The organism is Stenotrophomonas sp. NPDC047960, from assembly GCF_043204395.1.
Classification (GTDB): domain Bacteria; phylum Pseudomonadota; class Gammaproteobacteria; order Xanthomonadales; family Xanthomonadaceae; genus Stenotrophomonas.
Genome location: NZ_JBIDBX010000003.1, coordinates 169,705 through 196,279, shown reverse-complemented (window position 1 = coordinate 196,279; position 26,575 = coordinate 169,705). Strand labels below are relative to the sequence as shown.

Genomic DNA, 26,575 nt, shown 5'->3' with positions numbered 1-26,575 from the left:
GTGATCGAAGAAGCGCGGTTACCGCTTGGGCAGCCGCTGCATACGCGTATCGGACATCCGGTCATGCCACGTCAGTCGCTGGCGGTCGATCAACGCCCACCACAGTCCCAGGCCGCCCAGCAGCACCGACACCGTACCCACCGCATAACGCAGCCACAGCTGCCGCCGCGTGGGCGCGGTGCCGTCGGCGCCCACCACCTGCAACCGCCACGGCCGCATCCCCAGCGTCTGCCCACCGCGCCGCCAGCTTTCGACGGCATACACCCCGGTCACCACCCAGCAGCACCCCCACAACACCCACTGCAGCGGGCTGAACGGCGCGATGTTCTCGCGCGCAGCGTGGCCGGTGGCGTAGCCGGCGGTAAACAGCGCGCCGACCAGCATCCACAGTGCCAGCGCCGGGAAGAAGTCGTAGAGCAGTGCGAGCAGCCGCCACAACAGCTGTGAGGCAGGCCGGGTAGTGTCGGTGGTGACGGCGGTAGGTGCGCTCATGGGCCGAGCATACCTGCGCCTGACGTCCGTTTGGCGGGTCGCCACCGGCCCGCCTGTATCCTGTGCGCATGGCCGATACTTCCACCCCCGCCGCGCGCCGCCAGCTGGTGCAGCACCTGCCCGAGCTGCGCGAGGACGACAATGCGCTGATCCAGCGCTTCCTGGATGCGGTCTGGGCCGAACAGGGCCTGGCCCGCGCCAGCCTGGACAGCTACCGGCGTGACCTGGAGGGACTGGCGCGCTGGCGCAACGGAACTGGCGGCGGGCTGGCCGGGATCGACCGCGCCGGCCTGTTCGAGTTCCTCGCATGGCGCGCGCGCCACGGCTGGTCGCCGCGCAGCAACGCGCGGCTGCTGTCGGCGCTGCGCGCGTTCTTTGCCGATGCGCTGCGGCGCGGCCAGCGCAGCGAAGACCCCAGCGCGCTGCTGGATCCGCCGCGGCTGCCGCGGCTGCTGCCCAAGGCGCTGGCCGAAAGCCAGATCGACGCGCTGCTGGCAGCGCCGGAGGTGGCACAACCGCTGGGCCTGCGCGACCGCGCCATGCTGGAATTGATGTACGCCGCGGGCCTGCGCGTGAGCGAGCTGGTGGAGCTGCCGGCCAATGCGGTGAACCTGCGCCAGGGCGTGCTGCGGGTCACCGGCAAGGGCAGCAAGGAACGGCTGGTGCCGCTGGGCGAGGAGTCCCAGCACTGGCTGGAGCGCTACCTGCGCGAAGCACGCCCGCAGCTGGCTGGCACGCGTTCCGTGCCCGCCGCGCGCGACGGCGAGGTGCCGCTGTTCCTTGAGCCGTCACTGCACCCGCTGAGCCGCCAGCAGTTCTGGGGTCTGGTGAAGAAATACGCCGTGCTGGCCGGGATCGATCCGGTGCGGATCAGCCCGCACGGGTTGCGCCATAGTTTCGCCACCCACCTGCTCAACCGCGGCGCCGACCTGCGCGCGCTGCAGATGCTGCTGGGGCACAGTTCGCTGTCCACCACCCAGATCTACACGCTCGTGGCGCGCGAACACCTGCAGAAGCTGCATGCCAGACATCACCCGCGCGGCTAGGCGCGCAGGGTGATTCAGGCATGGCTTTCAGAGGGGTCGGCAAGCTCCCACCCCGCTGTCGATGTCGTGCAGCAGCTGACGTCGTCCGATTCTGCCCCGCAGTCGCTGTCGCAGTCGCTGTCGCAGTCGCTCTCCGAGCTGGACCCCGCATCGGCCAGCATCGCCCGCTCCCACCATGCGTCCCGGGCATCCTGGCGTGACACGCGGCTTGGCGACGAAGAAGCGACGCTGAAGCGGCGCGCGGGATTCTCGATGCCGGCCACCCAGCCCTCGGGGTGCAGCGGCGGCGTTGGCGTGGGCGCCGGCGCCACTAATGCCTCGAACACCTTCAGCAACGCGGCTTGGCGGCCGTGTCCTACCGCAGGTGCCTGTGCATGCAGATGCTCCAACGCGGCGCGCTGCAGGTGTGCGGCGCGCTCCGGGTCGTTCTTGCCGGCGGCGGTCGCGAGCCGGAACGCGGCAGCAAAGTCGGCGATGTTGTCCAGCTCGCCGTTCCAGAACAGGGTGGCCAGTGCTGCGCGAGCGCGGGCAGTCACCGCGTCCGGGCAGAGCAATGCCTGCAACGACTTCGCACGCGCGCCCGTGTTGGATACCCAGCGAGGCCGCAGGCCGCCGCAGCTCTGCAGTATGTGTTCAAGACGACGGCTGCGATCGGCCACGCGCTGGGACGGCATGAGTTTTTCGCGCAACCCGGCCAGGCGCGACGCGCGCTGGACCAGCTGGGACGTGGTGAGCTGACCGTTCCAGAAGCGGCGGCATAGTCGCGTCTCGCTGTTCTGGAGGCTTTCCATGGCGCGGATGAAGTGGGTGCCGCTCTCGCTGCCGGCCGCCAGTGCCACGCGTGCGGAGGTGCGGCCCAGGAGGTGGGCCTTGATCGAAAGCGAGATCGAAGGGGGAACGTGCACGTGGAGAGAACAGGGGGGAGGAGGGTCCACCAGCGTGCATTGGCTGACCGGCGGACACTTTCACGATTCGCTCTGCTGATCCGGCCTGGGCCCGCGCTGCCGCCGCCGCGACATCGCAATCGGAGGCGCTGTGCGAGAATCAGCGGATCTTCTCTCGTGGAACTGCAGATGCTTCGAGTCCTCACCGTGGCCCTGTTCGGGGCGCTCAGCCTGACCGCCTGCGCCCAGCCGGCCCCGCCGGCCGCCAAGCCTGGCGCCAAGCCGGCGAGCAACGCCGCGCCGGCCAACGCCAATGCCGACCAGACCGTGCGCAGCGCGCTGGCCGGCCTGGACCCGAAGTTCAAGCCCGACTACATCGGCGAGGCGCCGTTCCCGGGCTTCCGCGAAGTGCTGGTGGGCGGGCAGGTGTTGTACGTGTCCGACGACGGTCGCTACCTGATGCAGTCCCAGCCGTATGACATCCAGAACCGCGCCCCGGCCAGCAGCGCCGGGCTGCTGGCGTACCGCAGGCAACTGCTGGACAAGGTGCCGCGGGGTGAGCGCATCGTGTTCGCCGCGGCCAACCCCAAGCACACCCTCACCGTGTTCACCGACATCGAATGTGGGTACTGCCGCAAGCTGCACCAGGACCTTCCCGAGCTGAACCGCATGGGCATCACCGTGGAGTATCTGGCCTTCCCGCGCATGGGCCCGGGCAGCAAGGACTTCACCGACATGATTTCGGTCTGGTGCGCGAGCGACCGCCGCAAGGCGCTGACCAGCGCCAAGCAGGGCCAGCCGGTGACGCCGAAGAACTGCACCAGCCCGGTGGCCATGCAGTACAACCTGGGCCAACAGGTGGGCGTCAGCGGCACCCCGGCGGTCTTCGCCGCCGACGGTACCCAGCTGGGCGGCTACGTGCCGCCGGCGCAGCTGCTCAAGGCGCTGGAGCGTCAGGCGCGCTGACCACCCGATGCCCCGGATCGAACCATCCGGGGCATCTGCGCTGCTTCAACGGGCCTCGATGTCCGGGATTCAGGAACGCTTTGCGATCACCGCCAGTCGTGTCCCAGGTCGGTGTCGCTATCGTTGCCGGAATCCTCCCCGCCCGAGCCCCCCTTGAAGGAATGGATCTTTTCCAGCGAGGTCAAACTCTCCCGGAGAATTGCTTCTGCGGGAGTCAGATACACGGCACCGGACTTGTCCGGCACCTCGATAACCGTACCCTGCCGCCTCGTCCCTTCCTTCTGGATAGCTTGGAACAGGCTGGCAACGTTCGCATCGACGGAGTGACTGACAACCGCATGCCCGTAGACGGGAGCGGGCGGAACTGCCGGTATGCCAGGCACCTCAGCAGCCGCGTGTGGTCTCTCGAACAGGCGCGCGAACTGCGCCATCTGCTCATCCTCATCCCGGAAGCGCTTGTCAGCGGCCTCCAGTTCTTCCGCAGTCAGCTCATCCCATTCGTCCTCGGATCCGCTGTCGCTGAATGACGCGATGGAAGCGTGGTCACTGATGTTGCCACTGTCGTCGTGCTCGGAAAGGCTGCAACCGTCACTTTCATAGTCCGCGGCGGCAATGGTGGGCAGGGTGACATCCGGGACGGCGCGGCTGTTCTGATGCTGGATCCCAGCGGGTCGATCCGACGTCGGTTCAGCAGGCTCCATTTCGGCAGGCCCGCTTGCGTTGGCGAACGCCATCGACTGCAGAAGATCGCCGTTCAACGCTTCAGGAGCATCGCGCTGCGTGACGGCGTCGGATTCCCCAAACAGGTCCAGCGCGTCGCCCATGAAGTCCACGGACTCGCGATCATAAACCGGGGAATGGAAGGCATGGCGCTGGGCGATGGATATCACTTCGCTGCCTCCGTTGTGTCCAGAGTTGACGAATGAGCCACGGGCCGATGCCACCGATACCCCTTCGCTTGGCTCCCGCTCGCCGAACATGGTGTTGCTGTCCAGTTCCGCATTGATCAACGCGCTTGCCTGGCGATTGAGGTCGGTCATTGCGTCAAAAGGGCCGTGAACGGCCTTTGGCTGCATCACCATCTTGGGATGCAGTTCTCTGCCATCGTGGGGAACGCGGATTCGAGGGCTGTCGGGCGCTGGCGGGCGTCCGCTCCGGGGAGGTGCGCCGAAGCCGTGGTGCAGCCAACTGGTGTTGGATCTCAGTCCGGCACGTTTCGCCAGCACCGGTGCCATGCTCGGCTCACGGCGCGCCATCGGGTTGGAAACTGATACGGGAACGCAGTGTCGACGTTGCGTCTGGCCGCGACCTCCATCGGACACGCGCAGGGCATCCGCTGTACTGGCGGGGTGCGCCCCTGCCCAGGTGCCGGTGTTCCTCAACGATTGAATGTCCTCGCGCGAAATTCGCTTCAACTTGAGCTGGTCTTTCGCAGCCTGGTTGCCGAGTGCAGCGCCAACGCGCAGTAGTGCGGTGGGAATACGCATGGGTGCAATGCGCCGTCAAGAATGGATGGCCATTATTTGGCGGCTGGCGCGGGGTACTTTCATAAAATACTCACGCGCACTTCGCCGGGCGATTCCCGTTCAGCCGGCAAGGCTCTTCTTGAGCGAACCCAGGCGCGCGCGAGTGCCTGCCGAGGAATTGACGTGCTCGGTTCTGAGGTAGTGGAGGGAATGGACATCAGGCAATCAACACGCTCAAGGGAGCGCTGCGTCGTCATGAGCTTGGGGCGGGGCGCCCGTGCGGGTGTGCCAGTTGCGTTGCGCATTCGCGATCTGGATCTCTTCGCGTGCGAAGCGTTCGTCGTACTCTCTCTGCTCCTCCGGCGTGTACTGGACATCGTCCAGGTCGCTGCCCCAGACATCCTCGTCGGATTCGCAGGCTGCCGGTGGAGGAACTGGCCGCCCGGGCGACGGTGCGGGGGCGGAAGACAATGTGGGCGACACGGTCCCCCGTCCGTTCTCGATCGTGGTCAACACGATATCGGGGCCAGGTGTGAAACGCGTCATTCGCGGCGGCACCGGCGGCGGTGTGCGGTAGGGCGGTGAGGATTGGATTCGTCCGGACATGTGCATCCCGTGTCGGTAGTGAGCCGTTGCCGGGAGGAGTGTGTGGACTGCCTGCATCTGCCGCTTTCAGATTGCGCTCATCCGCCATGAAGCACGCCCGGGGCCAGCGGCCCCGGGCGCGCATGACTTACTTCAACCCATTGCTGATGGTGTTCACCAGCGTGCCCTGGGTGTCATCGCCGCTGAACTCCCAGAAGAACGCGCCGCCCAGTCCCTGGGTTTTCACGTACCCCATCTTCTCGGTCACCATGGCCGGCGTGTCGAAACTCCAGAACGTGGTGCCGTTATAGCTCCAGGTGGCCCGCGCATTTGCATCGGTGTAGATCGGATGGTTCAGGTTCTTCAACACCTTCCAGTCTTCAATGCCGGCTTCGTAAGTGCCGGGCGCCGCGCTTCCGCTCTGGTACAGGCCATTGTTGACGTTGGGCACGTTGGTCCAGCCACGGCCGTAGAAGCCGATGCCCAGGTTGAGCTTGCTGGCCGGCACGCCGCGGGCGAGGAAGGCTTCCATCGCGTCGTTGCTGTTGTACAGCTTCGTGTCACCGGTGGAGGGGTCGGCCGGCGAGTCGAACAGCGCCGAATGGTGGCCGGTGATCGGATCGAACGCGCCGTGGAAGTCGTACGTCATGACGTTGATGAAATCCAGGTACGGGTGATACGCCGCAGGATCGGTCACGCGGATCTTGTCGATGCCCGCGCCTACCGCCACGGTCAGCAGCAGGCCCGGGCGCACCGCATCAAGCTGGCGGCGGAATTCGGCCATCAGCGCGGTGAAGTTGGCGTTGTCGGCCGGGGTCCCGCAGGCGATGCCGCACGCCACCGGGTACTCCCAGTCGATGTCGATGCCGTCGAAGACGCCCGCCGCCGCGCCGACACCACCGGCACCATCGGTCACCGGCAGGTTGCCCTTGATGTAGGCGTCGATGCACGAGGCCACGAAGGCCTGGCGATTGGCCGGCTGCGCCGCGCTGGAGAAACCGCGCGACCAGGTCCAGCCCCCCAGCGAGATCAGCACTTTGACGTTCGGGTGCTTGGCTTTGAGCTGCTTGAGCTGGTTCCAGTTGCCACGCAGCGGCTGGTCCCAGGTATCGGCACTGCCGCTGACGCTTTCACCCGCCTGGAAGGCCTTGGTGTAGTCGGCGAACGCATCCCCGCCGGCACCGGTGTTCGGGTCCGAAGGTTGGGTGATGCCCACTTCGCAGCGGTTGTTCCGCACGTTGCCGAAGGCGTAGTTGATGTGGGTCAGCTTGCTGGCCGAGCCGCTGGTGTCGATGTTCTTGACCCGGTAGTTGCGCCCATAGATGCCCCACTGGGTGAAGTAGCCGATGACGCGCTTGTTGCCGCCACCGCCGCCGCCAGCGGACGTGGTCACGCTGATCGACGCGCTGCGGGCCGAGGCGTTGCCGGCGTTGTCGCGGGCGCGCACGGCGTAGGTGTAGCTGGTGCTGGCGGTGAGGCCGCCATCGGTGTACTGCGTGGCGCTGGGTGAGCCCACCAGGCTGCCATTGCGGTAGATGTCGTAACCGGCCACGCCGCTGCCACCGCTGTTGTCGCTGGCGGCGTTCCAGGCCAGGTTGACCGTGGTGGCGGTCTTCGAGGGCGAGGCCAGGCCGCCGGGCACGCTGGGCGGGGTGGTGTCGTTGCTGGCCGCATTGACCGTGACGCTGACCGTGGCCGACGAGGTCACGGCATTGTTGTTGTCGGTGGCCACTGCCTTGAAGGTGTGGGCGCCGGCCGACGCATTGGTCCAGCTGACGCTGTAGGGCGCGCTGGTGTCGATGCCCAGCGAAGTGCCGCCGCGGAAGAATTCGACCTTGCTCACGCTGCCGTCGGCATCGCTGGCGTTGGCGCTGACGGTGATGGTGCTGCCGGCGCTGAAGCTGGCGCCGTTGGCCGGCGAGGTCAGACTGACGCTGGGCGGCTGGTTGCTGCCGCCGCTGTCGCAGGCGCCCAGGTTGGTGTAGTACGGCGCGCCGGCCGGATGGTCGGGCGGGGCGTTCCAGATGTCCTGGTTGGCCCGGTACAGCACCCCACCCTTCTGCAGGGTGCTGCCGGCCAGATAGATCACATTGCCGTTCCACTCCGGCACGCCGGTACAGCTGGCGGCCAGTGCCAGGCCGGGGCTCAGGGCCGCCGAACCCAGCGCCAGGGCCAGCAGCCAGCGGCGGTGGCGGGCGGAGGAGCGGGGAGATAACGATGTCACCGTACTGCGCGCAATCGGGTCAGCCATGTCGTACTCCGATCAGGTGGTGGGCGCTGGGCGGCAGGGTGCCGACCAGCGTTGCAGCAGGTCCGGGGCCGGTGAGAGAGGCCGGCAACAGCAGAGGGGGCGGACGCGGGCCCGCCCAGCGGCGCGCCGGGCGAGTGGTGGCAACGTTGTCATGGATTGCCCGTCCATTCCGTGCGCCAGTGCACCGTTCGAGGCGTCCGCGGTTTTGCCCGGACCGGCGGCAGGCGGGGCCGGACCGGGCAGCGGGCCGTCGGGATCGGTACAATAGTGGGCCCCGTCTCCAACCACGGTTCCCCGGACATGATGGTCCTCGAGGGCGCATCCGCCCTGTCGCCGTTCCGCCGCGAACGTCTTGAATCCCGCCTGCAGTCCCTGGCCGCCGACCTGCGCATCACCGGCGCCTGGCACGTGTACTTCATCCAGACCGAGGGCGATGCCGCTCCGGATCCGGCGATCCTGAGCCGGATCCTGGAAGCCCAGCCCGCGCTGGCGCCGCAGCAGGCCGGGGCGATCACCCGCTTCGTGGTGCCGCGCCTGGGCACGCTGTCGCCGTGGTCGAGCAAGGCCACCGAACTGGTGCGTGGCGCCGGGCAGCCGATCCGCCGGGTGGAACGTGGCCTGCGTATCGACCTGGCCGGCTGGCCGGCCGATGCGACCGCCCGCGAGGCAGTAATCCGCGCCCTGCACGACCCGATGACCCAGTCGGTGCTGGATGAGGCCAGCCAGGCCCAGGCGCTGTTCACCGCGCCGGCCCGTGGCGAGCTGGAGCGGGTGGCGCTGGAAGACCTGGAAGCGGCCAACCGCCGGCTCGGCCTGGCCATGGCCCAGGACGAGATCGACTACCTGCGCCAGCGCTTCGGCGACCTCGGCCGCAAGCCGTCGGACGTGGAACTGATGATGTTCGCGCAGGCCAATTCCGAGCACTGCCGGCACAAGATCTTCAATGCCACCTGGACCATCGATGGTGCCGACCAGGCCCATTCGCTGTTCCGCATGATCAAGAACACCCACCAGCACACCCCGCAGCACACGCTCAGCGCATACAGCGACAACGCGGCAGTGGTGGCCGGCTTCCCGGCGGCGCGTTACCGCCCGGACCCGGCTACCGGTGAGTACCGCAGCGAAGCGGTGGTCGATTCGGCGTTCTGCATCAAGGTGGAAACCCACAACCACCCGACCGCGATTGCCCCGTTCCCGGGCGCGTCCACCGGCGCCGGCGGCGAGATCCGCGATGAAGGTGCCACCGGCCGCGGCGGCAAGCCCAAGGCCGGGCTGACCGGTTTCTCGGTCTCGCACCTGCGCATCCCGACCCTGCCGCAGCCGTGGGAAGCGCCGCGCGCGCTGAACCCGCGCATGGCGCCGGCGCTGGACATCATGCTGGAGGGCCCGCTCGGCGGCGCCGCGTTCAACAACGAGTTCGGCCGTCCCAACCTGCTGGGCTACTTCCGCAGCTTCGAGCTGCCCGAAGGCGACGGCCTGACCCGTGCCTACGACAAGCCGATCATGCTGGCCGGTGGCCTGGGTGCGATCGACCAGGTCCAGGTCGAAAAGCTGAAGCTGCAGCCGGGCGATGCGGTGATCGTGCTCGGCGGCCCGGCCATGCTGATCGGCCTGGGCGGCGGTGCGGCCAGTTCGGTGGCCTCCGGCGAAAGCGCCGAGGACCTGGATTTCGCCAGCGTGCAGCGCGACAACCCGGAAATGGAGCGTCGTTGCCAGGAAGTGATCGACCGCTGCGTCGCGCTCGGCCTGGACAACCCGATCCGCTGGTTCCATGACGTCGGCGCCGGTGGCCTGTCCAACGCGATTCCGGAACTGCTGCACGACTCCGGCGTGGGCGGCGTGATCGACCTGGGCAAGGTGCCCACCGATGACCCGTCGCTGTCGCCGATGCAGTTGTGGTGCAACGAGTCGCAGGAGCGCTACGTGCTCGGCGTGCCGCAGGCGCGCCTGGCCGAGTTTGCCGCGCTGTGCGCACGCGAACGCTGCCCGTTCGCCGCGGTCGGCGTGGCCACGGCCGAGGAACGCCTGGTGGTCGCCTACGGTGCCACCGTTGGCAACATCCCGGCCGATGCCCCGATCGATCTGCCGATGGACGTGCTGTTCGGCAAGCCGCCGAAGATGCACCGCGACACCGCGCACCCGCCGGCGCCGCGTTGGCCGGCGCTGAAGACCGGTGGCCTGGACCTGCACGAGGCCGGCCTGCGTGTGCTGGCGCACCCGTCGGTGGCCTCGAAGAACTTCCTGGTCACCATCGGCGACCGCAGCGTGGGTGGGCTGACCGCGCGCGAACAGATGATCGGCCCGTGGCAGCTGCCGCTGGCCGACGTCGCCATCACCCTGGCCGGCTTCGATACGCTGGCCGGTGAAGCGATGGCGATCGGCGAACGCACGCCGTTGGCGCTGCTGGATGCGGCCGCCTCTGCGCGCATGGCGGTGGGCGAAGCGATCACCAATCTGTGCGCCGCTCCGGTCGATGCGCTGGACACGGTGAAGCTGTCGGCGAACTGGATGGCCGCAGCCGGCCACAACGGCGAAGACGCGCTGCTGTACGACGCGGTGCGTGCAGTGGGCATGGAACTGTGCCCGCAGCTGGAGCTGAGCATCCCGGTCGGCAAGGACTCGCTCTCCATGCAGGCGCAGTGGCACGATGCCGGCACGGCGCACAAATCGGTGTCGCCGGTGTCGTTGGTGATCAGTGCGTTCGCGCCGGTGGCCGATGTCAGCACCCAGCTGACCCCGTTGCTGGACCGCGACGCTGACAGCGAGCTGTGGCTGATCGGCCTGGGCGCCGGCAAGCAGCGCCTGGGCGGTTCGATCCTGGCCCAGGTGCACGCCGACCACAGCGCGCTGCCGGCGTTTGCCGGGGCCGTGCCCGACCTGGATGACCCGCAGCGCCTGCGCGCGTTCTTCGAACTGATCCGCGATGCACGCCAGTCCGGCCTGCTGCTGGCGTACCACGACCGCAGCGATGGCGGCGCGTTTGCCGCGCTGTGCGAAATGGCCTTTGCCTCGCGCCAGGGCCTGGACATCACCCTGGACGCGTGGGGCGATGACCCGTTCCGCAGCCTGTTCAACGAAGAGCTGGGCGCGGTGGTGCAGATCGCGCGCGAAGATCGCGCGGCATTCGCCGACCTGGTCGAGCGCCATGCACTGACCGAATGTGCACAGCGCATCGCGCGCCCGACCACCGCGCCGGTGGTGCGCGTCTCGCTTCAGGGCGAAAGCCTGGTGGAGTGGCGCTGGGAAGCGCTGTTCGATGCCTGGTGGTCGGTCACCCACGCCATGCAGAAGCTGCGCGACAACCCGGAGAATGCCGACCAGGAGCACGCCATCGCGCGCAGCTTCACCGCGCCGGGCCTGAAGCCGAAGCTCAGCTTCGATCTGAATGACGACGTGGCAGCGCCGTTCATCAACACCGGCGCGCGTCCGCGGGTGGCGGTGCTGCGCGAGCAGGGCGTCAATGGCCAGATCGAGATGGCCAACATCTTCGAACGTGCCGGCTTCCGCAGCGTGGACGTGCACATGAGCGACCTCATTGCCGGCCGCGTGGACCTGGCCGACTTCACCGGCCTGGCCGCCTGTGGCGGGTTCAGCTACGGCGACGTGCTTGGCGCAGGCCGCGGGTGGGCCACCTCGGTACTGGAGCGCAGCGCGCTGCGTGATGCCTTCGCCGCGTTCTTCGCCCGCCAGGACAGCTTCGCGCTGGGTGTGTGCAACGGGTGCCAGATGATGAGCCAGCTCAAGGACATCATCCCGGGCGCAGAGCACTGGCCGCAGTTCCGCCGCAACCGCAGCGAGCAGTTCGAAGCCCGTACCGCACTGCTGGAGGTGGTCGAATCGCCGTCGATCCTGTTGCGTGGGATGGCCGGTTCGCGCCTGCCAGTGGCAGTGGCGCACGGCGAAGGCCAGGCAGTGTTCGCCAACGCCGTTGACCAGGCCGCCGCCCGGGTTTCGCTGCGTTACATCGATGGCGACGGCAACGTCGCCACCCAGTATCCGCTGAACCCGAACGGGTCGCCCGACGGCATCACCGGCCTGACCACCACCGATGGCCGCGTTACGATCATGATGCCGCACCCGGAGCGGACCCCGCGTGCGGTGAACCTCAGCTGGCGCCCGACCGATTGGAACGGCGACTCGCCGTGGCTGCGGATGTTCCGCAACGCAAGAGTATGGTGCGGCTGACGCAATGTGATGAAGTAGTGAAAGCTGCGTGAAAGAACCGCCGGATAACCGGCGGTTTTTTTTTGCGTGCCGACTCAACCTGTGATGAAGCAACAAGTTACATCGCGTTACAGGAGTGAATTTGCGTGATGACGATCGCTCACATTGAACTAACAAAACGCGCTCATGAAGCGTCGAATCTGTGACGGATCTCGCGTTCGAACAATTTCTGACGTCAAAGTCTTGACGTTAACAAAACCCTGCGTTAACACTGAGTTCTCAGTTTGCAATCGTTCAGTTCGGAATCAACCGCAAGGATGGCGAGTTCTCTGTTCGTTGATCGCGCCGTAAGCGCGCCATCCGGCACAACGCAGTAAATCAAGCGGAAAACGCCCTCAGGGGACGTTGGGCCACGCGGCCTGGCGTTGGCGTCGCTTTGCCCAAAACCAGCCAACCAGGAGTCGCATCGATGAATCGGATTTATCGCAAGGTCTGGAACAAAGCATTGGGGCAGATGGTCGTTGCCTCCGAACTCGCCAGCAGCCAGACCCCGGGCGTGGTCATCGACCGGCGGCGATCTTCCGACACGCGAGGTGGCGCGGTGCTCTCGGCCGCCATCGCGTTGACGCTTGGATTGGGCATGACCGGTGCCATCTCCGACGCGCATGCGCAGTCGGTGGAAGTGGGCGGCAACGCCAACTGTGTGGTGCTCAACAGCAATGTGATCGACAGCTGCGTGGTGGACGGCAACGCGACCGCCTCGGGCGCCAACGCCGTGGCCATCGGCAGCAACAGCACCGCCTCTGCAGCCAACAGCGTGGCGCTCGGCGCCGGCTCACGCGCCGCACGCGCCAACACCGTTTCAGTCGGTGATGCCGGCAAAGAGCGCCAGGTCACCAACGTTGCGGCGGGGACGGCGGCCACCGATGCAGTGAACAAGGCGCAGCTGGATACCGTCGCCGCCACGGCTGCCAGCGCGACGCGCTACTTCAAGGCCGATGGCGAAAACAACGACAGTGACGCCGCCCGCATCGACGGTGAAGGCGCACTGGCGGCCGGCGCCGCGGCCAACGCTGATGGCGACGGCGCCACCGCGCTGGGCCGCAACAGCCAGGCACTGGCCAACGCTACGACGGCGGTCGGCAGCGACGCCGTTGCCGCCGGCCTGGGTGGCAGCGCGTTCGGGCAGAACAGTCTGGCCATCGGCGATGCGACGGTGGCGGTAGGGCAGAGCGCGATGGCATTCGGGCTGGGTGATGTAGCGCTCGGTGCCTCCGCCTTCGCCGCCAGCGAGAACGGCGCGGCAACGGCCATTGGCGGCCTGGCCGAAGCTAGTGCCGATGGTGCGACTGCCATTGGCGGTGGCGCATTGGCGATCGGCGCGGGCAGCACCTCGCTCGGCCGCGGCGCTGGCAGTGGCGGCGAAGCCTCGATTGCGGTGGGGGCGTTCAGCACGGCGGTTGCCGATTTCAGCGCCGCGCTCGGCTCCAACTCCGCAGCCGTGGCGGTCGGCAGCGTCGCACTGGGTGCCGGCTCCTACGCCGATCGCGTGGATACGGTCTCGGTCGGCAACAACAACGGCCTGGAGCGGCAGATCACCCACGTCGCCGCCGGCACCGAAGCCGGTGATGCGGTAAACAAGGCCCAGCTGGACGAAGTGGGCGAGGTGGCAGGCACCACGGCGAAGTACGTGCAGGTCACCGGGAGCGCCGACAGCGACGCGGGTGCGTTTGCCGACGGCGACAACGCCACCGCCGTGGGCGAAGCCACCAATGCACTTGGCACCGGCACCACCGCGCTCGGCAGCGGCGCGAACGCGGTGGCGCAGAATGCGACCGCCGTGGGCTACAACGCGCTGGCCAGCGGCCAGAACAGCGCGGCCTTCGGCACCAACGCGCAGGCCAACGGCCCGGGCAGCGTTGCCGTCGGCGGCGCCGCCGTCGATGAAGAGGGCAACCCGCTGATCACCAACGGTGGCGTGCCGGTCGATACCGGCGCTACCAGTGCCGGCGTCGGAGGTACCGCCGTTGGTGCGAGCGCTGAAGCGTCCGGTTTCGCGGCGTCGTCGTACGGCGTCGGCGCGTACGCAGCCGGTGCACAGTCCTCCGCCTTCGGTGCGGTGGCCAACGCCACCGGCGATTACGCCACCGCCGTGGGCACCCAGAGCGTGGCCGCCGGCACCAGCAGCACCGCCGTCGGCGGCCCGGCCGACCTGATTCCAGGACTGGGCTTCTTCGTGCAGACCCAGGCCAGTGGCGAGGCGGCCACGGCCGTTGGTGCCGGCGCGATCGCCAGCGGCGATTACGCAGTGGCCAACGGCACGCTCAGCGAAGCGTCCGGCACCGAAGCCACTGCCGTGGGCTACTTCGCCTACGCCCCGGGCGAAGGCGCCTCCGCACTCGGCGCGGAAAGCTGGGCCAGCGGTGAACTGAGCACGGCCGTCGGCTTCTACAGCACCGCACGCGGTGCCAACAGCGTTGCCCTCGGTGCCAACTCCACGGCCGTGCGCGACAACACGGTGTCGGTCGGCGATGTCGGCAACGAACGCCAGATCACCCACGTTGCCGCCGGCAGCGAGGACACCGACGCGGTCAACAAGGCGCAGCTGGACGCGGTCGCCGCGACGGCCGACGCGACCGCCTACCGGTTCAAGGCCAATTCCTCGCAGGACAGCGACGTGGGCGCCTTCGCCGATGGCGATGGCGCGCTGGCCGCAGGCGAGGCCAGCAATGCCATCGGGTCCGGTGCCACCTCGGTGGGCAACGGTGCCTCCGCAGTGGGCGATGACACGGTGGCCGTGGGCCGCAACGTCGCCGCCACCGGCAACGGCAGCGTCGCCATCGGTGGCGTGGGCCAGGCCTATGACCAGTACAACTCGCCGATCGTCGATGCCGACGGCAATGCGGTGACGGTCGGTACCACCGCCGCGCAGGATGCCGTCGCCGTCGGTGCGGGCGCGCAGGCCACCGGCGCGCTCAGCAACGCCTACGGCAGCGGCGCACAGGCCACGGGCGACAACAGCCTGGCGCAGGGCTACAAGTCGCGCGCCACCGGCGAGTACAGCGTTGCGCAGGGCGACAACGCCTTCGCCAGCGGCAGCGAAAGTACCGCCACCGGCGCCTATGCATGGGCTACCAGCGACGGCGCCACCGCGTTCGGTTCCAGCGCGTGGGCCACCGACGCCAATGCCACTGCGGTGGGCTATGCGGCGTGGGCCGATGGCAGCGGTGCCACGTCGGTCGGCTACAACAGCTGGGCGCGTGGCAACAGCGCCACCGCACTCGGCCGTGGCGCGTTCGGGTACGGCGACAACAGCGTCGCTGTGGGTTACCAGGCACTGGGCAACAGCATCAACACCATCGCCATCGGCACCAACGTGGTGGCCGGCGGTGAAAGCGCGATCGGCGTCGGTGCCGGCAGCAACGCCAGTGCCGCCAACGCGGTGGCGCTGGGCGCCGGCGCACGCGCCGACCGTGCCTACACGGTGTCGGTCGGCAACGACGACCAGCAGCGCCAGATCACCCAGGTCGCCGCCGGTACCGAAGGCACCGATGCCGTGAACGTGGATCAGCTCACGGCCGCCACGGAGAGGTTCCAGGCCACGGGTGATGGCGTTGCCGTGGCCGGTGGCGAGGAAAGCGTGGCCGCCGGTTCCAACGCGGCCACCGATGGCGATTACGCCACGGCAGTGGGTTCCAGCAGCTTCGCCAGCGGCACCGGCGCTTCTGCAGTCGGTAGTGGTGCGTTCGCGCTCGCCGATGGAGCCACCGCTGTTGGTTTGAATGCGCTGGCCAGCGCAGGCAATGCCACGGCCACCGGCGCAGATGCGCAGGCCACCGCCGAATACGCTACCGCCACTGGTGCCGAAAGCCTGGCGTCGGGCGAGCAGAGCACCGCCAACGGTGCGGCCAGCATCGCCTCCGGCGCAGGCAGCCTCGCCAGCGGCGCGCTGTCCGAAGCCGCCGGTGAAGAATCGGTGGCGCTCGGCTACTACAGCACCGCCAGCGGCTCGGGCGCCACGGCGGTCGGCGCGGAAAGCGTGGTCAGCGGCACGCTGTCGGCGGGCTACGGCTTCGCCTCGGAAGCCACCGCCGGCTACACCACCGCGATCGGCGGTTACGCGGCAGCCACCGCCTTCAACGCCACCGCGCTGGGCAGCTTTGCCCAGGCCACCGGCTCCAACAGCGTGGCGCTCGGCGGGGACGCCGAAGCCAGCGGCGCGTACAGCACCGCCACCGGCCAGGGCAGCCTGGCCAGCGGCACCAACAGCGTGGCCATCGGTGGGGCGCTGTTCGGCCTGCTGCCGACCGAAGCCTCCGGCAACTACTCCACCGCCGTGGGCGGTGGTGCATGGTCGCCCGGCTTGAACAGCACCGCACTGGGCAATGCCGCCACCTCCGAAGGCGAGAACAGCGTAGCGCTCGGTGCGGATTCCATCGCTGACCGGGATGACAGCGTGTCGGTCGGCAGTGCCGGCAGCGAACGCCAGATCACCAACGTGGCCGCCGGTACCGAAGGCACCGATGCGGTGAACCTTGATCAGCTCAACGCGGTCGCCGATACCGCGACCACCACCAGCAAGTACTTCCAGGCCAGCGGCAGCGATGCCAGCGATGCCGGTGCGTTCGTCGACGGCGACGACGCGCTGGCGGCCGGTGAAGCCAGCAATGCCATCGGCAATGGTGCCACCGCGCTGGGTGCAGGCAGCACGGTGGTGGCCAACGAAGCCACCGCCGTCGGCTTCAACGCCACTGCCACCGCAGACAATGCCGTGGCGGTGGGCAGCAATGCCGCCAGCTCCGGCGCAGGTGCGGTTGCAGTGGGTGACCTGAGCACCGCCAGTGGCGGCGCGGCCATCGCCATTGGCGGCGGTGCGCTGTCGCAGGGCTTCGGGGCGGTCGCCATCGGCGCCGGTTCGGAAGCCAGTGGCCTGGCCTCCACCGCCGTCGGGTACGGCGCGTGGGCGCTGGGCCGCGAAGCCACCGCCATCGGCAACTTCGCCACCGCCGACGGCTGGGCGGCCAGTGCGTTTGGTGCAGGCGCCACGGCTGCCTTCTTCGGCACCGCGATCGGTACCTACAGCTATGCGGACGAAGTAGCCACCGCAGTGGGCCAGGGCACGCGCGCCAACGTAGCCGGTGCCGCGTTCGGCGTGCAGGCCAATGCCGGCGAGTACGGCGTGGCGCTGGGCAACAACGCGGCCACCGCACAGAACGGCGTGGCGGTGGGCTTCAACGCCTTGGCCGGTGCCGACGCCAACAGCGCAAGCCAGGGCATCCAGACCACGGCCATCGGCAGCGAAGCCTGGGCCACCGAAGACGGTGCCACCGTGGTCGGCTATAACAGCTACGGGCAGGCGCTGAACTCGACCGTCGTGGGCAGCAACACCTGGACCACCAAGGACGCCGAAAACAGTGTCGCGCTCGGCGCCGGCACGCTGGCCGACCGTGCCAACACGGTATCGGTGGGCGCGGCCGAAGCCTGGACCGATGCGGCCGGCGTGGTGCATGACGCCATCGATCGCCAGATCACCAACGTGGGGGCCGGTACCGAAGACACCGATGCAGTGAACGTGGCACAGCTGAAGGAAGTGGCTGCGGTGGCTGAAACCACCAGCAAATACTTCCAGGCCAGCGGCAGCGACGACAGCGATGCCGGTGCCTATGTCGAAGGCGACAACGCACTGGCGGCGGGTGAAGCGTCCAACGCGATCGGCGATGGCGCCAGTGCACTCGGCAGCGGTGCCAACGCGCTCGCCAACAACGCCACCGCCATCGGCTTCAACGCGCTCGCCAGCGGAGAAGGTGCGGCGGCGCTGGGCAGCGAGGCCCAGGCGACCGGCGAAAACAGCGTGGCCATCGGCAACGGTGCCGCCGCCACCGAGATCGGTGCCAGCGCTGTGGGCGCCGGTGCGCAGGCCTCTGGTGCGTACAGCACGGCCGGCGGCAGTGAAGCCATCGCGTCGGGCCAGCAGGCCACCGCCAACGGTTTCCGTTCCACGGCGTCTGAAGCCGGTGCGTCGGCGTTCGGTGGCTACAGTGAAGCCACGGGCGAATGGTCGTCGGCACTGGGTTACGGCGCGGTTGCGTCCAATGCCTACGCCACCGCCGTCGGCGCAGCGGCTACCGCCTCCGGTGCCAGCGCGGTTGCGGTGGGTGAGTTCAGTGAAGCCACCGGCGACGAAAGTGTCGCCGTTGGCGGCAGCACGTTCTTCGGCTTCATCCCCGCGCGCGCGTCGGGCACCGGGGCCTCGGCCTTTGGTGCGGGTGCCTGGGCCACCGACGACTACGCCACCGCCGTCGGCTGGAATGCGTGGGCCGATGCGGCCAGCGCCACCGCGCTGGGTGAAAGCGCAACGGCCACCGGCGTGAACAGCGTCGCCCTGGGCGCAGGCTCCAGCGCGGACCGCGATAACAGCGTCTCGGTAGGCACCGCCACCGCGCAGCGGCAGATCACCAACGTGGCCGAAGGCACCGAAGGCACCGACGCGGTCAATCTCGACCAGCTCAACGCCGTGGCCGACACTGCCGAGGAAACCAACCGCTACTTCAAGGCCTCCGGCAGCGGCAACGGCGATGACGTGGGCAGCTACGTCGATGGCACCTACGCCACCGCCGCAGGCGAAGCGTCCAACGCGTTCGGCACCGGTGCGTCGGCCTACGGCAGCGGTTCGCTGGCGTCGGGTCGCTATGCGTCGGCGTCGGGCTACAACGCGTCGGCCACCGCCGATTCGGCCACCGCCATCGGTGGTTCGCTGTACTACGAAGATGCCAACGGCAACGTGCTGCTGGACAAGGCAACTGCTGCCAGCGGCACCGGCGCCACTGCACTGGGTGCCGGCGCGCAGGCCGCCGGCGCGTTCAGCACCGCCAGCGGTGCCGGCGCTTCCTCGGCCGGGGTGCAGTCGTCGGCCTTCGGCTACAGCGCCGAAGCCGGCAGCGACTACAGCACCGCTGTCGGCGCGTTCAGTGCCGCCAGCGGGGTGCGTACCACCGCGCTGGGCTACGGCGCCGAAGCCAGCGGCGATTACGCCTCTGCGTTCGGCTGGGGCAGTACCGCCTCGGGCGCGTACGGTATCGCCATCGGCAACAGCGCCCAGGCCAGCGGGGCCAACAGCTTCGCCGGCGGCGCCAGTGCCTGGGCAACGGCCGCACAGACCACCGCCGTGGGGCAGCTGGCCTGGGCCACTTCGGCGGGCTCCACTGCCATCGGCCAGGACAGCTACGCCTACAGCGGCATCAACGCCACCGCGCTGGGCAAGAGCGCCTGGGCCAGCGGCACCGGCAGCGTGGCGCTGGGCGCGGGCTCGCGTGCCACGGAAGCCAATGTGGTGTCGGTCGGTGGCGGCAACGGCACCACCGGTCCGGCGACGCGCCGCATCACCAACGTCGGTGCGGCGGTAAACGCCAATGACGCGGTCAACAAGGCACAGCTGGACAGCGTGGCTGCCACCGCAGATGCGGTTGGCCAGCGCTTCCAGGCCAGCGGCAGCGGCGTTGCCACAGCAAGCGGTACCGATGCGCTGGCGGCCGGTTCCGGCGCCACCGCCAGTGGCACCCGCAGCAGCGCGCTGGGCAGCGCGGCAACCGCCTCGGCCACCGGCGCGACGGCCGTGGGCGCCGATGCCTCGGCACGCGGCGACAACAGCACGGTGCTCGGCCGTCTGGCCTCGACCAATGCGACCAATGGCGTGGCCATCGGCAACGGTGCGTTCGTCAGCAATGGCGCCAACGGCATCGCCATCGGCGCCAGTGCCGGCGCATCCGGAGCCAATTCGGTGGCACTGGGCGCGGGCTCGCGTGCGGTGGAAGCCAACGTGGTTTCAGTTGGCGGCGGCAACGGCACCGATTCGCCGGCCACCCGCCGCATCGTCAACGTCGCGGCCGGGCGTGTCGCGGCCGGCAGTACCGATGCAGTCACCGGCGGCCAGCTCAACACCACCAACCAGCGCGTGGGCGCAGTGGAAACCCGGGTGGGTGACATCGACGACCGCATCGGCTCGGTGGAGAACGTCACCGCCAATGCGCTGACCTACGACAACAGCAGCCGCGATACGCTCACGCTGTCCGGTCTGGACGGCACCACGCTGGACAACGTCGCCACCGGTTCGATCGCCAGCGGCAGCCGCCAGGCCGTCAACGGCGGCCAGCTGTTCCAGGCGCTGACCGATACCGCCAGTTTCCTCGGCGGCGGCGCCAGCGTCGGCATGCAGGGCGTGTTCGTCGCGCCCAACTACGTGATCCAGGGCACCACCTACAACAACGTGGGTGATGCGCTGGGCGCGCTGGATGCCAAGGTCAGCGACCTCGACCAGCGTGTGGCCGGTGGCGGCAGCACCGTGGCGCGCGCGCGCACCGCGTCGGCGTCCACCGCGCGCGTTGCCGACGCTCCCGAAGCGGCCGAGACGGCAGCGACCACGGCCGCCAGCACCGACAGCACCGCCAGCGCTGATACCGCGCGCGTGGCCAGCGCCGATGCGCCGGTCGTGCAGGGCACGCCGACCGCCGCCAGTGTCGGCGCCCCGCAGCCGGTGGCGGCGGTGGCGCCGGTCACGTCGGTGGCGATGGGTGAGGGGGCCGTTGCCAGCGGGGCCTCGGCCACCGCGATCGGGCAGGGGGCCAGCGCCACGGCCGCCAACTCGGTCGCGCTGGGCCAGGGCTCGGTGGCAGACCGCGCCGACACGGTTTCGGTGGGTGCCGTCGGTGCCGAACGCCAAGTGACCAACGTTGCCGCCGGCAGTGCCGCCACCGATGCGGTCAACAAGGGCCAGCTCGATGGTGGTGTCGCTGCGGCCAACAGCTACACCGATCAGCGCTACAGCGCGATGGCCGACACCTTCGACATCTACAAGGGGGAAATCGATGAACGCCTGCGCCATCAGGATCGCCGCATTGATCGCCAGGGCGCGATGAACGCCGCGATGCTCAACATGGCCACCAGTGCCGCCGGCATCCGCACGCAGAACCGCGTCGGCGTCGGTGTCGGCTTCCAGAGCGGCGAATCGGCGTTGTCGCTGGGTTACCAGCGGGCGCTCAGCGAACGCGCCACCGTCACCGTCGGCGGTGCGTTCAGCAGCGATGACAGCTCGGTCGGCGTCGGCGCCGGCTTCGGCTGGTAAGCAAAGCAATGCAAGGCCTGAGGGGGCGGGTCACGGGAACCCTGGCCAGGGCCGGCCGGGGTTTCCGCATGGAGTGTTGGCCTGAACAGTCGTTTGATCCATGACCTTGAAGAGGATTACACCGTGACCAAGAAGCAGAACCTTCGCATCAACGTGCTGGCAGCCGCCGTGCTGTCGCTGTCTGTGGGCGCCAGCGCCTATGCCGCCGGTTTGCCGGTCAAGGAGCCCGCGCGCCAGGCCAGCACCGCCCAACAGGGTTCCGAACGCATCATCGTCAAGTACCGCACCGGCACCGCTGCTGCCTCCGACCGCTCGGCCAAGCTGGCCGCAGTGACCTCGGCGGTCTCGCGCGCCAGCCTCGGCGCCACCACTGCGCGTGCCGCGGCAGCCAGCCCGCAGGTGCTGCGTCGGCTCGGCACCGGTGCCGATGTGATCCGCCTGCAGGGCAAGCTCAGCCAGGCCGACCTGCAGAAAGTGCTGAAGGAAATCCAGGCCGATCCGTCGGTCCAGTACGCCGCAGCCGACGTCAAGCTGCAGCGCGCGGACGTACGCGTCAAGGAAACCCCGCAGCTGGTGCCCAATGACCAGTACTACGCGCAGTACCAGTGGCACCTCCACAGCGCCACCGGCGGTGTCAATGCGCCGGCTGCGTGGGACGTGGCCCAGGGCGAGGGCATCGTGGTGGCCGTGCTCGATACCGGCATCCTGCCGCAGCACCCGGACTTCGCCGCTGGCACCCTGCTGGAAGGCTACGACTTCATCAGCGATGCCGAAACCTCGCGCCGTCCCACCGATGAACGCGTGCCCGGCGCGCTGGATTACGGCGACTGGGTAGAGAACGACAACGAGTGCTACGCCGGCTCGCTCGCTGAAGACAGCTCCTGGCACGGTACCCACGTGTCGGGTACGGTCGCCGAGGCGACCAACAACACGGTCGGCATGGCTGGCCTGGCCTACAAGGCCAAGGTGCTGCCGGTGCGCGTGCTCGGCAAGTGCGGTGGCTACCTGTCCGACATCGCCGATGCGATCACCTGGGCGTCCGGTGGCACCGTTGCCGGCGTGCCGGCCAACCCGAACCCGGCCGAAGTGATCAACATGAGCCTGGGCGGCGGCGGCGCATGCGACCCGGCCTACCAGGACGCGATCAACGGCGCCGTGTCGCGCGGCACCACGGTGGTGGTGGCGGCCGGCAACCAGGCCTCCAATGCCTCCGGCTACCGTCCGGCCAGCTGCGCCAACGTGATCGCCGTGGGTGCCACCCGCATCACCGGCGGCATCGCGTCGTATTCCAACTTCGGTGCGGCGGTGGACCTGTCCGGTCCGGGCGGCGGCGGCGGCGTGGATGGCAACCCGGGCGGCTACGTCTGGCAGGCCGGCTACAACGGCCTGACCACCCCGACCTCCGGTGCCTACAGCTACATGGGCATGGGCGGCACCTCGATGGCGTCGCCGCACGTGGCCGCCGTGGCCGCGCTGGTGCAGGGCGCGCTGGCCTCGGCCGGCAAGGACCCGCTGACCCCGGCGCAGCTGGAGACCCTGCTCAAGCAGAGCGCACGCAACTTCCCGGTGACCATCCCGGCGGCTACCCCGATCGGCAGCGGCATCGTCGATGCCAAGGCCGCGCTGGACAAGGCCCTGGAAGAACCGTGCACGGTCGACTGCGCGCCGGAAGCGACGCCGCTCACCAACCGCGTGGCGGTCAGCGGCCTGACCGGTGCCGGCGGCAGCGAAACGCTGTACAGCTTTGAAGCGGCCGCGGGCAAGACGCTGAGCTTCCTCACCTACGGTGGCAGCGGCAACGTATCGTTGTACGTCAGCGCCGGCGCCGAGCCGACCGCGACCGACTTCGATGCCAAGTCCGCGCGTCCGGGCAACAGCGAAACCGTGCGCTTCACCGCGCCGGTGGCGGGTACCTACTACATCAAGCTGGTGGGTGAATCGGCTTACAGCAACGTGAGCATCCAGGCCGTCCAGTAACGGTCGGCACTGCCTGCGGGAGCCCGTCATGTGACGGGCTCCCGTTTTTATTGGCCACCACCGCATGTGGCATCACGGCGAACTGCTAAAGTCTGCGGGTCGCCAGGAGAGCTTTCGTGAATGCGGTAACCCACGATCTTGCTGAAGAGTCAGCCATGGATGCGGAAGGCCGCATCGTGGCGCTGTTGCTGCGCAACGGCCGGCTGAAGGAGGCCGACCTGGCGCGCGCCCGGCCGCTGCAGCGCGAAGCCGGTGGCAGCCTGCTGCCGCTGCTGGTGCGGCTGGGCCTGGTGTCCGAACGCGACCATGCACAGGCCTGTGCCGAGGTGCTGGCGCTGCCGCTGCTGGAGGGCAAGGGCGTGCCCGAAGCGCCCCCCGAATCCCTGATCGACGCGCTGCCGCTGTCGCTGCGCTTCCTCAAACAATTCCACGCCTGCCCGCTGGCGCTGCACGACGGCGTGCTCGACCTGTGGCTGAGCGATCCGCAGGAGTCGTACACCGCCGATGCGGTGCGGCTGGCAATGGCGGTGCCGGTGCGCCTGCACGTGGGCCTGCGTTCGGAGATCGATGACGTCATCGAACGCTGGTTCGGCCAGGGCCGCAGCGCGATGGGCGCGATCATCGAAACCGCCGACGGCGAAGGCAGTGTGGTCGACGATATCGAGCATCTGCGCGACCTGGCGTCGGAAGCCCCGGTGATCCGCCTGGTCAACCTGGTGATCCAGCGTGCGGTGGAACTGCGCGCGTCGGACATCCACATCGAACCGTTCGAAAACCGGTTGAAGGTGCGCTATCGCGTCGATGGCGTGCTGATCGAAGGCGAAAGTCCGCCGGCCAACCTCACCGCAGCGGTGATCAGCCGCATCAAGATCATGGCGCGGTTGAACATCGCCGAGCGCCGGTTGCCGCAGGATGGCCGCATCATGCTGCGGGTGCAGGGCAAGGAACTGGACCTGCGCGTGAGTACCGTGCCGACCGCGCACGGCGAGAGCGTGGTGATGCGCCTGCTCGATCGCGACACCGTGGTGTTCGATTTCCACCGGCTCGGCTTTACCGATGCATTCCTGCCGCAGTTCCGGAAGGTGCTCGAGCAGCCGCACGGCATCCTGCTGGTCACCGGCCCCACCGGCTCGGGCAAGACCACCACCCTGTACACGGCACTGAGCCAGCTCAATACCGCCGATGTAAAGATCATCACGGTCGAGGATCCGGTCGAATACCAGATCGAAGGCATCAACCAGATCCAGGCCAAGCCGCAGATCGGGCTGGACTTCGCCAACGCGCTGCGCAGCATCGTCCGCCAGGACCCGGACATCATCATGATCGGTGAAATGCGCGACCTGGAAACCGCGCGCATCGCGATCCAGTCCGCGCTGACCGGCCACCTGGTGCTGTCCACGCTGCACACCAACAACGCCGCCGGTGGCATCACCCGCCTGCTTGACATGGGCGTGGAAGATTACCTGCTTACCTCCACCATCAACGGCATCCTGGCCCAGCGCCTGGTGCGCCGGCTGGAGCCCCAGCACGCGCTGCGCTACCTGGCCTCGCCGGAGGAGATCGAGAAGTTCGGGCTGCGCCGCCTGCAGCCGGAAGGCGACATCTACCTGTACCGCGCGCAGCCCTCGGCGATCGCGCCGACCGGTTATCTGGGGCGCACCACCATCATGGAATTCCTGGTGATGAACGATGAGCTGCGGCGCGCGGTGATGCGCCGCGCCGGCATGGGTGAAGTGGAACAGATTGCCCGTGCCGCCGGCATGCGCACCATGTACGAGGATGGCCTGGCCAAGGCATTGATGGGCCATACCACGCTTGAGGAAGTGCTGCGCGTGACCGAGGAAAGCTGAGCATGCCGCAGTACCGCTACAAGGCCCTCAACGCGCACGGCGAGCTGTTCGACGGCCAGATGGACGCCGCCAGCGAAGCCGATGTGGCCGCGAAGCTGCAGGACCAGGGCCATCTGCCGATGGAAGCGCGGCTCGCCAGCGAGGGCGGTGCGGGCGGGACCGCATGGACGGCACTGTTGCGGCGCAAGCCGTTTGACGGGGCCGCGCTGGTGCAGTTCACCCAGCAGCTGGCCACGCTGCTCGGTGCCGGCCAGCCGCTGGACCGCGCGCTGACCATTCTGCTCGAGCTGCCTGAAGACGAACGCAGCCGGCGGGTGATCACCGACATCCGCGACGTGGTTCGCGGCGGTGCCGCGCTCTCCACCGCGCTGGAGCGCCAGCACGGGCTGTTTTCACGGCTGTACGTCAACATGGTGCGCGCCGGTGAAGCCGGTGGCAGCCTGCACGACACGCTGCAGCGGCTCGCCGATTACCTGGAGCGCAGCCAGGAGCTGAAGGGCAGGGTGATCAACGCGCTGATCTACCCGGCGATCCTGCTGGCGGTGGTTGGCGGGGCGCTGCTGTTCCTGCTGGGCTATGTGGTACCGCAGTTCGCGCAGATGTATGAGAGCCTGGATGTGGCCCTGCCCTGGTTTACCCAGTGGGTGCTCAGCGCCGGACTGCTGGTGCGCGAGGGCTGGCTGGCGATGATCGTGGTGCCGGCGCTGGCGCTGCTGGTGATCGAACGCAAGCTGCGCCAGCCCGCGGCGCGGTTGGCGCTGGATGGCTGGCTGCTGCAGCGCAGGGCCATCGGCGGGCTGGTGGCCAAACTGGAAACCGCGCGGTTGGCACGCACGCTGGGCACCCTGCTGCGCAACGGCGTGCCGTTGCTGGCCGGCCTGGGCATCGCGCGCAATGTACTGGGCAACCGCGCGCTGGCCGCCGATGTGGACGCGGCCAGCGACGAGGTCAAGAACGGCAATGGCCTGTCCGCGTCGCTGGCCAAGGGCAAGCGCTTCCCACGCCTGGCGCTGCAGATGATCCAGGTCGGCGAGGAATCCGGCGCGCTGGATGTCATGCTGCTCAAGACCGCCGATACCTTCGAACAGGAAACCGCACGCGCGATCGATCGGCTGTTGTCGGCACTGGTGCCGGTGATCACCCTGGTGCTGGCCTCGGTGGTCGGCCTGGTGATCGTGGCCGTGCTGGTGCCGCTGTACGACCTCACCAATGCCATCGGCTGACCGCCATGGCGCATTCCGTTCCGACATGCTGCAAGGAGCTTCCATGATCCACCGTCGCAAACAGGTCCGCATTTCTTCGCCACGCAACCAGTCGGGCATGAGCCTGCTGGAAATCATCATCGTCATCGTGTTGATCGGCGCGGTGCTTACCCTGGTCGGCAGCCGCGTGCTCGGCGGCGCCGATCGTGGCAAGGCCAACATTGCCAAGTCGCAGGTCCAGACCATGGCCGGGAAGATCGAGAACTACCAGCTTGATACCGGCAAGCTGCCGGCCAAGCTGGACGATCTGGTCACCCAGCCGGGCGGCAGCAACGGCTGGCTGGGTCCGTATGCCAAGGCCAGCGAGCTGAACGATCCGTGGGGCAACGCACTGGAATACCGCGCACCAGGCGAAGGCCAGCCCTTCGACCTGATCAGCCTGGGCAAGGATGGCAAGGTCGGCGGCAGCAGCTACGACGCGGACATCAAGTACGAGTAAGCGCGCGTGCGTACGCCCACCGCGACGTGCCGCACCCGCCCCTCTCGCGCCCTGTCGCGACGGCACGCCGTGCAT

The 26,575-nt window shown here is 68.5% G+C and carries 13 protein-coding genes; 8 read left to right on the top strand and 5 right to left on the bottom strand.

The genetic code is table 11. The annotated features are described in order from the left end of the window. Positions 1-18: 18 nt before the first annotated feature. Complete coding sequence (locus ACGFZ3_RS08835) at positions 19-492, bottom strand: RDD family protein (RefSeq protein WP_392919337.1); 474 nt, start codon at positions 490-492, stop codon at positions 19-21. 68 nt (positions 493-560) lie between these two features. Between ACGFZ3_RS08835 and xerD the strand changes: the two genes are divergently transcribed. Then, the gene (xerD, locus tag ACGFZ3_RS08830; RefSeq protein WP_392919334.1) at positions 561-1,538 is read left to right on the top strand and encodes a site-specific tyrosine recombinase XerD; all 978 of its coding nucleotides are present in this window, start codon (positions 561-563) and stop codon (positions 1,536-1,538) included. Positions 1,539-1,552: 14 nt separating this feature from the next. Here xerD and ACGFZ3_RS08825 read toward each other — a convergent pair whose 3' ends face one another. Next, positions 1,553-2,443 carry a hypothetical protein gene (locus ACGFZ3_RS08825; RefSeq protein ID WP_392919330.1) on the bottom strand — a complete coding sequence of 297 codons (891 nt, stop codon included), beginning with the start codon at positions 2,441-2,443 and terminating at the stop codon, positions 1,553-1,555. A 168-nt stretch (positions 2,444-2,611) separates the two neighbouring features. On the opposite strand from ACGFZ3_RS08825, the gene ACGFZ3_RS08820 reads away from it, so the two are divergent. Continuing rightward, positions 2,612-3,388, top strand: coding sequence for a DsbC family protein (locus ACGFZ3_RS08820; protein WP_392919327.1), 777 nt, complete (start codon positions 2,612-2,614; stop codon positions 3,386-3,388). Between the two features lie 86 nt (positions 3,389-3,474). Here the strand turns inward: ACGFZ3_RS08820 and ACGFZ3_RS08815 are convergent, their stop codons facing one another. From ACGFZ3_RS08815 to ACGFZ3_RS08805, 3 genes are all read right to left on the bottom strand, one after another. After that, complete coding sequence (locus tag ACGFZ3_RS08815) at positions 3,475-4,875, bottom strand: hypothetical protein (RefSeq protein WP_392919324.1); 1,401 nt, start codon at positions 4,873-4,875, stop codon at positions 3,475-3,477. A gap of 213 nt (positions 4,876-5,088) precedes the next feature. After that, the gene (locus ACGFZ3_RS08810; RefSeq protein WP_392919321.1) at positions 5,089-5,460 is read right to left on the bottom strand and encodes a hypothetical protein; all 372 of its coding nucleotides are present in this window, start codon (positions 5,458-5,460) and stop codon (positions 5,089-5,091) included. A gap of 127 nt (positions 5,461-5,587) precedes the next feature. Further along, positions 5,588-7,690, bottom strand: a complete 2,103-nt coding sequence (locus ACGFZ3_RS08805; RefSeq protein WP_392919318.1) for a glycosyl hydrolase family 18 protein — start codon at positions 7,688-7,690, stop codon at positions 5,588-5,590. A gap of 300 nt (positions 7,691-7,990) precedes the next feature. Here ACGFZ3_RS08805 and purL point away from each other — a divergent pair, with 300 nt between their 5' ends. From purL to gspG, 6 genes are all read left to right on the top strand, one after another. Continuing rightward, entirely contained in the window at positions 7,991-11,875 is a 3,885-nt protein-coding gene (purL, locus tag ACGFZ3_RS08800) for a phosphoribosylformylglycinamidine synthase (RefSeq protein ID WP_392919315.1), read from the top strand. Between the two features lie 448 nt (positions 11,876-12,323). Then, complete coding sequence (locus ACGFZ3_RS08795; RefSeq protein ID WP_392919312.1) at positions 12,324-20,972, top strand: ESPR-type extended signal peptide-containing protein; 8,649 nt, start codon at positions 12,324-12,326, stop codon at positions 20,970-20,972. Between the two features lie 123 nt (positions 20,973-21,095). Further along, positions 21,096-22,949 (top strand): S8 family peptidase, encoded by a 1,854-nt coding sequence (locus ACGFZ3_RS08790; protein WP_392919309.1) that lies wholly within the window; start codon positions 21,096-21,098, stop codon positions 22,947-22,949. 116 nt (positions 22,950-23,065) lie between these two features. After that, complete coding sequence (gene gspE, locus ACGFZ3_RS08785) at positions 23,066-24,799, top strand: type II secretion system ATPase GspE (RefSeq protein WP_392919306.1); 1,734 nt, start codon at positions 23,066-23,068, stop codon at positions 24,797-24,799. A gap of 2 nt (positions 24,800-24,801) precedes the next feature. Beyond that, complete coding sequence (locus ACGFZ3_RS08780; RefSeq protein WP_392919303.1) at positions 24,802-26,022, top strand: type II secretion system F family protein; 1,221 nt, start codon at positions 24,802-24,804, stop codon at positions 26,020-26,022. Positions 26,023-26,065: 43 nt separating this feature from the next. Further along, positions 26,066-26,500 carry a type II secretion system major pseudopilin GspG gene (gene gspG, locus ACGFZ3_RS08775; RefSeq protein ID WP_392919300.1) on the top strand — a complete coding sequence of 145 codons (435 nt, stop codon included), beginning with the start codon at positions 26,066-26,068 and terminating at the stop codon, positions 26,498-26,500. The last annotated feature ends 75 nt before the right edge of the window (positions 26,501-26,575 follow it).

What these genes read in the sequence shown, in the direction of transcription:
- gspG (WP_392919300.1), top strand. Translation starts at nt 26,066, where the DNA reads ATGATCCACCGTCGCAAACAGGTCCGCATTTCTTCGCCACGCAACCAG.
- ACGFZ3_RS08835 (WP_392919337.1), bottom strand. Translation starts at nt 492, where the DNA reads ATGAGCGCACCTACCGCCGTCACCACCGACACTACCCGGCCTGCCTCA.
- purL (WP_392919315.1), top strand. Translation starts at nt 7,991, where the DNA reads ATGATGGTCCTCGAGGGCGCATCCGCCCTGTCGCCGTTCCGCCGCGAA.
- ACGFZ3_RS08815 (WP_392919324.1), bottom strand. Translation starts at nt 4,875, where the DNA reads ATGCGTATTCCCACCGCACTACTGCGCGTTGGCGCTGCACTCGGCAAC.
- xerD (WP_392919334.1), top strand. Translation starts at nt 561, where the DNA reads ATGGCCGATACTTCCACCCCCGCCGCGCGCCGCCAGCTGGTGCAGCAC.
- ACGFZ3_RS08795 (WP_392919312.1), top strand. Translation starts at nt 12,324, where the DNA reads ATGAATCGGATTTATCGCAAGGTCTGGAACAAAGCATTGGGGCAGATG.
- ACGFZ3_RS08810 (WP_392919321.1), bottom strand. Translation starts at nt 5,460, where the DNA reads ATGTCCGGACGAATCCAATCCTCACCGCCCTACCGCACACCGCCGCCG.
- ACGFZ3_RS08805 (WP_392919318.1), bottom strand. Translation starts at nt 7,690, where the DNA reads ATGGCTGACCCGATTGCGCGCAGTACGGTGACATCGTTATCTCCCCGC.
- ACGFZ3_RS08780 (WP_392919303.1), top strand. Translation starts at nt 24,802, where the DNA reads ATGCCGCAGTACCGCTACAAGGCCCTCAACGCGCACGGCGAGCTGTTC.
- ACGFZ3_RS08820 (WP_392919327.1), top strand. Translation starts at nt 2,612, where the DNA reads ATGCTTCGAGTCCTCACCGTGGCCCTGTTCGGGGCGCTCAGCCTGACC.